This is a genomic window from Dietzia sp. CQ4 (assembly GCF_014145125.1).
Classification (GTDB): Bacteria; Actinomycetota; Actinomycetes; order Mycobacteriales; family Mycobacteriaceae; genus Dietzia; species Dietzia natronolimnaea.
Genome location: NZ_JAALDZ010000193.1, coordinates 1 through 7,257 on the forward strand (window position 1 = coordinate 1; position 7,257 = coordinate 7,257).

Below are 7,257 nucleotides of genomic sequence, written 5' to 3' on the forward strand. Positions count from 1 at the left end.
CCGAGGGCTTCGCGACCCCCAGCCTGCACGCCTCGTACCTCCACACCCACTGGGCCGGGCACCCCGCGCTGGCGGCGAGGTTCTCGTCCGAGGTCGCCCGCGTGCACAGCACGCCGCCCGTCGACAGTGGTCGACGGGCGGCTCGCGTCAGCTGAACAGAGCGCGTTCGGTCACATGAGGTAGCACGCCTCGGTGAACTCGAAGTCGGCCGCGGTCGGCCCCTCGTACCACTCCTCCTCCAGGACGAGTCCCGTCGGGCTGTCCGCCTCGATCCGGTTGAAGATGGTTGAGCGCGAGGCGTGGTCGTTGACGTCTCCCGAGTAGTCACCGGCACCCTCGGCGAACATCCCGTTGGTATCCAGCCCGGTCAGGGAGTCGGCGGTCTCGAAGACCCCGGCCCGGGTGAGCTCGTCGTTCTCGATCGCCTGCTGGAGCAGGCCGCGGATGACGGTCTGGGCCGCCCATCCCAGCACGAACCAGTCGTTGGGCTCGGCCCCGATGGACTCGGCGTACTCGCGCATCTCGTTGTGGCCCTCGGAGTCGTAGCCCCAGGGCGCGACGGTGGCGGCGCCACGGTATCGGGCCTCGAGTGCCGGGGCGGCCTGGCTTCCCATCAGGCCCGCGCTCCAGGTGGGGGTGGCGCCGATGAACTGGCCCTCGTAGCCCTGCGCGACGGTGGCGCCCACGATGGCGCCGGTCTCGATCGCGCTGGTCGCGAGCAGGACGACGTCCGGCCGGTCCGCCAGGATCCGCTGGATCACCGCGGTCTGCTCGTCGGTGCCGCCGGGCGCCGTGGTGTACCGGGTGAACTCGACGTCGCGCTCCTCGGCGGCGATCTCCGCGCCGTTCGCGGCGTCGTCGCCGTAGTCACCGGGGAAGTGCACCATGCCGACGCTCGTGGCATCGAGCTCGTCGACCGCGTAGTCGACCATGTTCATGGCCTCGGCGCAGTAGCTGGTGCCGAACTCCAGCACGCCGTCCTCGAACAGCCAGTTCGACCCCAGCGAGGCGGGGACGGCGAGGATGTTCTGCTGCCGCGTGTCGTCGAGGATGCCGTTGGTGTGGGCCGTGCCCAGGGAGTGGGCCAGTACCAGGATCTGGTCCCTGATCTCCCGGTACTCCTGGGAGTGGGTGGTCTCGTTGTAGCCGCTGTCGCGCACGTGGGTCACCATGTCGACCTCGTAGCCGTCGATGCCGCCGTTCTCGTTGACGTTCTGCCAGTAGGCCTGCGCGCCCTCGATCATCGGCGCGCCGACCGGGGAGAACGGGCCCGTGAGGTCGGTGATCGCACCGAGGTAGATGCAGCCGTTCGACTCGTCGACGGCGTTGGGGCACGGTTCCTCGGTGACCCCGGCGACCTCGGTGTCGCCACCGTCGTCGCGGCCACAGCCCGACAGGACCAGGGCGACGGCCGCCAGGCCGGCCACCCCGCTGCGTAGTGTCTTCGACTTCATCGTCTTCTCCTCGGGTGTTCGGTGGGTGGATCGGTCGTGGGTGGGCTCAGTAGGTGAAGGGGAAGCTCTTCCAATACATCCGCATCCGCAGCCATATGCCGTACAGGCCCCGGGGCTCGAACAACAGGAAGGCCACGATGAGCCCGCCGTAGAGGATCGCCTCGACCTCGTAGATGTTCGGGCTGACGTTGGGCGCCGTGGAGATGAAGGGGATGAAGTGGGTCATCTCGGAGGAGATCCGGGGCAGCGACGCGATGAGCAGGGCGCCCATGATGGTCCCGGAGATGGTCGCGGCCCCGCCGATGAAGACGATGGCGACGAACTGGATCGACATGATCAGCCCGAACTGTTCCGGACCGAAGTGCCGGTTCGCGACGAACAGCAGCGACCCGCACACGCCCGCGTAGAAGGACGAGACCGTGAACGCGATGAGCTTGTACCGCGACAGGTCGACGCCCATGACGCCGGCCGCGATGTCGCGGTCCCGGATCGCCCCGAAGGCGCGGCCGACCCGTGAGCGGGCGATGTTGCGGGCCGCGAGCGCGCCGATCAGCAGGAGCGCGAGGAAGAACCAGTACAGCTTCTGGTCGGAGGTGAACGCACTGTCGAGCGTGAGGTCGTCGCCGAACAGCACGGGGCGGGGCGCCTCTCGTCCGACACCCTGACCACCGGTGACACTGCTCCACTCGGTGAAGACGTAGGTTCCGAGAAACACGAGACCCAGGGTCACCACCGCGAGGTACAGGCCCCGCAACCTGGTGGCGAGCGGCGCCACGATCACCCCGCAGAGCGCCGCCATCGCACCGGCGGCGAGGATCCACGCCGGGATGAAGGTGATCCCCAGGCCCAGTGCGCGCCCCTCGGGGTCACCGGCCACCACCGAGGCGGTGTACGCACCGACCCCCACGAAGAAGGCGTGCCCCAGGGAGATCTGACCCGCGTAGCCCGTGATCAGGTTGAGCCCGATGCCACCGATGGCCAGGACGAGTCCGAGCCCCAGGATCCGCAGCAGGTCATCGCTCACGTTGAACGGCAGCAGGATGGCGATGAGGACCAGCAACCCGGCGCCGAGTGCCTTGGCCCGCGTGTTGAACAGCGCCTGTTCCTGCCGGTAGCTGGAGTACAGCTCCGGTCGGCCGCGGGGCCGCCCGAAGAAACCTGTCCGTCGTCCGGTCGAGCCGCTCGACGTCCCGTGCGGCTCCGCCGCCGATACGAGTTGGCTCATACCCGTTCCACCTCCTTGGTGCCGAACAGTCCGTGGGGTCTGACCAGGAGAACGGCCAGCATGATGATCCAGGGCATCAGCGGCCCCAGGTTGGTGGTGAGCTCGGGGAACCACTGGTTGTGGTAGGTCGAGACGACGGCCTGGGCGATGCCGATGGTCAGGCCGCCGATGATCGCGCCGCCGATCGAGTCGAACCCGCCGATCACGATCGCGGGCAGCGCGATGAGCGCCACCAGCCACAGTTGGTTGCCGATCGGGCCGCCCGTCGCGGCGAAGACGCCCGCGATCGCGGCCAGCCCACCGGCCATCGCCCAGGACAGCGCGAAGATCGCGCTGGCACTGACCCCCTGGGCCATCGCCGCCTCCTGGTCCGACGCGACCGCCCGCATCGCCAGTCCGACCGAGGAGTACCGGAAGAACAACAGGAGGGCGATCACGATCACCGCGGCGGTGACGAACGCCGCCACGTGCCGGTGCTGGATGACGACCCCGCCGATCACCGAGACGTCGGTTCCCCACGGGTCCCCGACCGACCGCGGCTGGGTCCCCAGGAACATGCCGGCGATGGTGCGGATGACGATGTCCAGCCCCACGGTGATGATCGCGACGATGAACACCGCCTTGCCGATCATCGGGCGGATCGCCGCCCGTTCGACCAGCAGGGCGACGACGCCGATGCCGATGACCCCCAGGATCGCACCGACGTAGAAGCCCATCACGGGAGCCAGGAAGCTGACGATGATCGCACCGGACATGAGGAACGCGGGCTGCGCGAAGCTGATGACACCGGTGGCCTTGAAGATCATGACGAAGCCGATCGCGACGAGTGCGTAGATGGCACCCGAACCCAGACCGACGCTCAGGGCACTGAGGAACTGGGTCATCGTGCCCCCTCGTACAGCTCGTCGACGAGGTCCGCGAACATCGCCGTCACCGCCGACCGCTTGACCTTCTGGGTGGCGGTGAGCTCACCCTCGTCGTGGTCGAGCTCCTTGGGCAGCAGCGCGAATGCCTTGACCTGCTCCACGGCGTTGAACCTCTCGTTGGCGGTGTCGACCACCCCCTGCACCAGCTCGCGGACCTCGGGTTTCTCCGTCAGGTCCCGGTAGGTGGTGTAGGCGATACGTTTGCGGGTGGCCCAGTCTCCGACCGTCTCGAGCTCGATCCCGATGAGGGCGGTGAGGAACCTGCGGCCGTCGCCGATCACGAGGGCCTCCTTGATGTAGGGGGACACCTTGAGGGCGTTCTCGACCTCCGACGGCGACACGTTCTTGCCGCCGGCGGTGATGATGATGTCCTTCATCCGGTCGGTGATCTTGACGTGCGTCCCGTCGACCCACTCGCCCACGTCCCCGGTGTGGAGCCACCCCTCGGCGTCGATGGTCTCGGCCGTCTTCTCGGGGTTTCGCCAGTACCCGGCGAACACCGCCGGGCTGCGGACCAGGATCTCGCCCGTCCTCTCGTCGATCTTGAGTTCGGTGCCCTCGTGGGGTTCGCCGACGGTCCCGAGCTTGACCCGTCCGGGCTTGTTGGTGGTGGCGATCGCCGAGTTCTCCGTCATCCCGTAGAGCTCGTGCATCGGCACGCCGATCCCCATGAAGAACTTGAGGACCTCCGGGGCGATCGGAGCCGCTCCGGAGACCGCGTGCCGTGCGTACCGCAGGCCCGTCCGGACCCGCAGCGCCCGATACATGCAGATCCACCCCAGCACGTACCAGGCACGGCTGGCCGGGGTGTGCCGCCCGCCGTTAGAGACCAGCGTGTCGCCGATCCGCTCGGCCCGCGCCATCCAGAAACCCGACCACTTCCGCTTGAGCCACGTGGCGTCCTCCAGACGGATCTGGGCCGAGGCCAGGAGCTTCTCCCAGATCCGCGGCACACCCATCACCAGGGTGGGCTGCACCTCCTGGAGGTTCTGGGGCACGGTGTCGATGGATTCGGCGAAGGTCACCTGGAGTCGGCTCGCGCAGCTCATCCACGTGGTGAAGAAGCGCTCGGCGACGTGCGACAGCGGGAGATAGGTCAGCACGTAGTCGGAGGGCCCCGGGGGCGGATCGGAGGTCCCCCCGCGGGTCATGACGGTGTCGATAGCGAACTCGACGTTGGTCGTGGTGAGCATGGCTCCCTTGGGCGGGCCCGTCGATCCCGAGGTGTAGACGAGGGTGATCAGGTCGTCGGGCTGGGCCTGCTCCATCCGCCGGTCCACCGCCCCGTCGTCCTTCTGTCGGTGTTCGCGACCGAGTGCCAGGAAGTCGTCCCAGTGGATGAGGCGCTCGTCGTCGTAGTGTCCCCGGATCCCGCGCGGTTCCAGGTACACGATGTGGGTGAGGTCGGGGCACTGGTCGGAGACCGCCAGCGCCTTGTCCACCTGCTCCTGGTCCTCGGCCACCAGCAGCTTCACCTGGCTGTTCTCCAGCAGGTACCCGACCTCGGCGGCCGGGTTGGTCGGATAGACGCCCACACTGACGCCCCGGACGGCCACGGTCGCGATGTCGCAGATCAGCCACTCGGGGCGGTTCTCGCTGTGGATCGCGACGCGGTCCTGGGTGTCGATCCCGAGCGCGATCAGCGCGTGCGCGACGTCCTGGATCTGGTCCCAGTACTGGGCCCAGGTCGTCGGCTGCCAGACACCCCGGGACTTCCTGCGCAGTGCCACGTCCCCGGGGTGGGCGGCGGCGTTGTCCCGGACCCGCGTGGCCAGAGTGGTGGTGCTCATCAGCTCCCCCCTCCGTCCGCGGGCACCGCGGCCTGGCCGCCCAGATAGGCCTCCACCACCGCCGGGTGGCTCTGGACCTCCGCAGGGGTGCCGAGGGCCAGCGGGGCGCCGAAGTCGATGGCCAGCACGCGGTCCGCGATGTCCATCACCAGGCTCATGTCGTGCTCGACGAGGATCATGGGGGTCTTGAACTCCTGTCGGATCGAGAGCAGGAAGCGCGCGGTGTCCTCGGTCTCCTCGAGGTTCATCCCGGCCACGGGTTCGTCCAGCAGGAGGATCTCCGGCTCCATCGCCAGTGCCCGCCCGAGCTCGATGCGCTTCTGGATGCCGTAGGGCAGCAGGCCCACCGGGAGCTTGCGCCACGCCTGCAGTTCCAGCAGGTCGATGATCTCCTCGACCGCGGCGCGGTTCAGTTCCTCCTGGCGCCTGGCCGGCCCCACCCAGGCGATCGCCGCGAGCGTGCCGTAGCGGAACTTCACGTGCCGGCCCAGCATGAGGTTGTCGACCAACGTCAGGTTGGCGAACAACTCGACGTTCTGGAACGTCCGGGCGACCCCCAGGCGGGCGATCTTGTGCGGACGCATCCCCAGGAGCTGTTGTCCCTTGAGCTTCACCGACCCCTGCTGCGGCCGGTACACGCCCGAGAGGACGTTGAAGATGCTGGTCTTCCCGGCGCCGTTGGGGCCGATGATCGCGAAGAGCTCGTCCGGGTTGACGGTGAAGTCGACGCCGTCGATCGCCTTGAGGTTCCCGAAGGCCAGGCTCACCTGCGAGAACTCGACGACCGGGGTGGAGGTGGACGGGTTCGTCATGACGCCCACCTCTTGCGCCGCCGGTACTGTTTGACGTCGCGATAGGACTTCGTCTCGTCGGAGTCCGAGCGCGCGCCCAGGTAGAACTCGCGGATGTCGTCGTTGTCGAGCAGGTCCGCCGCGGGCCCGTCCATGACCACGCGGCCGGTCTCCACCACGTACCCGTGTCGGGCGATCGACAGCGCCATCGCCGCGTTCTGCTCGACCAGCAGCACCCCGGTCCCCTGCGAGTTGATCTCCACGATGATGTCCCGGATCTGCTCCACCATCTTGGGCGCCAGGCCCAGGCTCGGCTCGTCCAGCAGGAGGTATCGCGGTGCGGACATGAGCGCCCGGCCGATCGCCAGCATCTGCTGCTCGCCGCCGGACAGGTAGCCGGCGACTCGCGACCTGCGCTCGTGGAGGACGGGGAAGAGCCCGTAGACGCGATCGAGGCCCTCGCGGAGGTGGCGGCGCGTGACGTGCGCGCCGATGCGCAGGTTCTCCTCGACCGAGAACTCCTTGAAGATCCGTCGCCCCTCGAGGACGTGCTTGACGCCGTGTCGCGCGATCGCGGGTGCGCTCAGCGAACCGATGTCCTCCCCGTCGAGGGTGACCGACCCCTTGGTGATGGCCCCGTTGTGGACATCGAGTAGTCCGGAGAGGCTGCGCAGCAGCGTCGACTTGCCGGCTCCGTTCGCGCCCAGCAGCGCGACGACGTGGCCGTCCGGCACGTCGAAACTCGCACCTCTGATGACGAGCATCGCGTCGTCGTAGACGACCTCGAGATTACGAACTGATAACACTCGGCCTCCTGGTGTGATGGAGACCACACTATTCTCAGGTGTCCGAACATTTCTGTGTTTAGGCCGATTTCTCTGATCATGTTCTCGGCGGCGCCGGGCTGGGCGAAGTCCCTGCGGGTGGCGCCGGAGTCGTGATACGTGAGGCCAGTCCACCGTCCTCGAACTGATTGACCTGCGGCGATGCCGACCCGCGCGAGATCGGGTCCCGCGAGGACGGACGCGGCCAGGCGAGGCGTCGATCGTCTCTACACGTGTGTTAACCCCG

General features: G+C 68.0%; 6 protein-coding genes. All 6 read right to left on the reverse strand.

Annotation, left to right across the window (positions count from 1 at the left end; genetic code table 11):
• Positions 1-170: 170 nt before the first annotated feature.
• Genes G6031_RS11750 through G6031_RS11775 form a run of 6 tightly spaced genes read right to left on the reverse strand, consistent with a single transcriptional unit; the run spans position 171 to position 6,950 of the window.
• Positions 171-1,454, reverse strand: coding sequence for an ABC transporter substrate-binding protein (locus tag G6031_RS11750; RefSeq protein ID WP_182644916.1), 1,284 nt, complete (start codon positions 1,452-1,454; stop codon positions 171-173).
• Between the two features lie 46 nt (positions 1,455-1,500).
• A complete protein-coding gene (locus G6031_RS11755; protein ID WP_182653352.1) occupies positions 1,501-2,679 on the reverse strand; it encodes a branched-chain amino acid ABC transporter permease in 1,179 nt (392 codons plus the stop codon).
• Positions 2,676-3,563, reverse strand: a complete 888-nt coding sequence (locus G6031_RS11760; RefSeq protein ID WP_182653353.1) for a branched-chain amino acid ABC transporter permease — start codon at positions 3,561-3,563, stop codon at positions 2,676-2,678. Before G6031_RS11760 ends, G6031_RS11755 begins: the two co-directional genes overlap by 4 nt.
• A complete protein-coding gene (locus G6031_RS11765) occupies positions 3,560-5,395 on the reverse strand; it encodes an AMP-binding protein (RefSeq protein ID WP_182653354.1) in 1,836 nt (611 codons plus the stop codon). Before G6031_RS11765 ends, G6031_RS11760 begins: the two co-directional genes overlap by 4 nt.
• Positions 5,395-6,207, reverse strand: a complete 813-nt coding sequence (locus tag G6031_RS11770) for an ABC transporter ATP-binding protein (protein WP_182653355.1) — start codon at positions 6,205-6,207, stop codon at positions 5,395-5,397. The genes G6031_RS11765 and G6031_RS11770 overlap by 1 nt, the downstream gene beginning before the upstream one ends.
• Positions 6,204-6,950: an ABC transporter ATP-binding protein gene (locus tag G6031_RS11775; RefSeq protein ID WP_187702246.1), complete on the reverse strand. Its 747-nt coding sequence runs from the start codon at positions 6,948-6,950 to the stop codon at positions 6,204-6,206. The genes G6031_RS11770 and G6031_RS11775 overlap by 4 nt, the downstream gene beginning before the upstream one ends.
• Positions 6,951-7,257 lie beyond the last annotated feature (307 nt).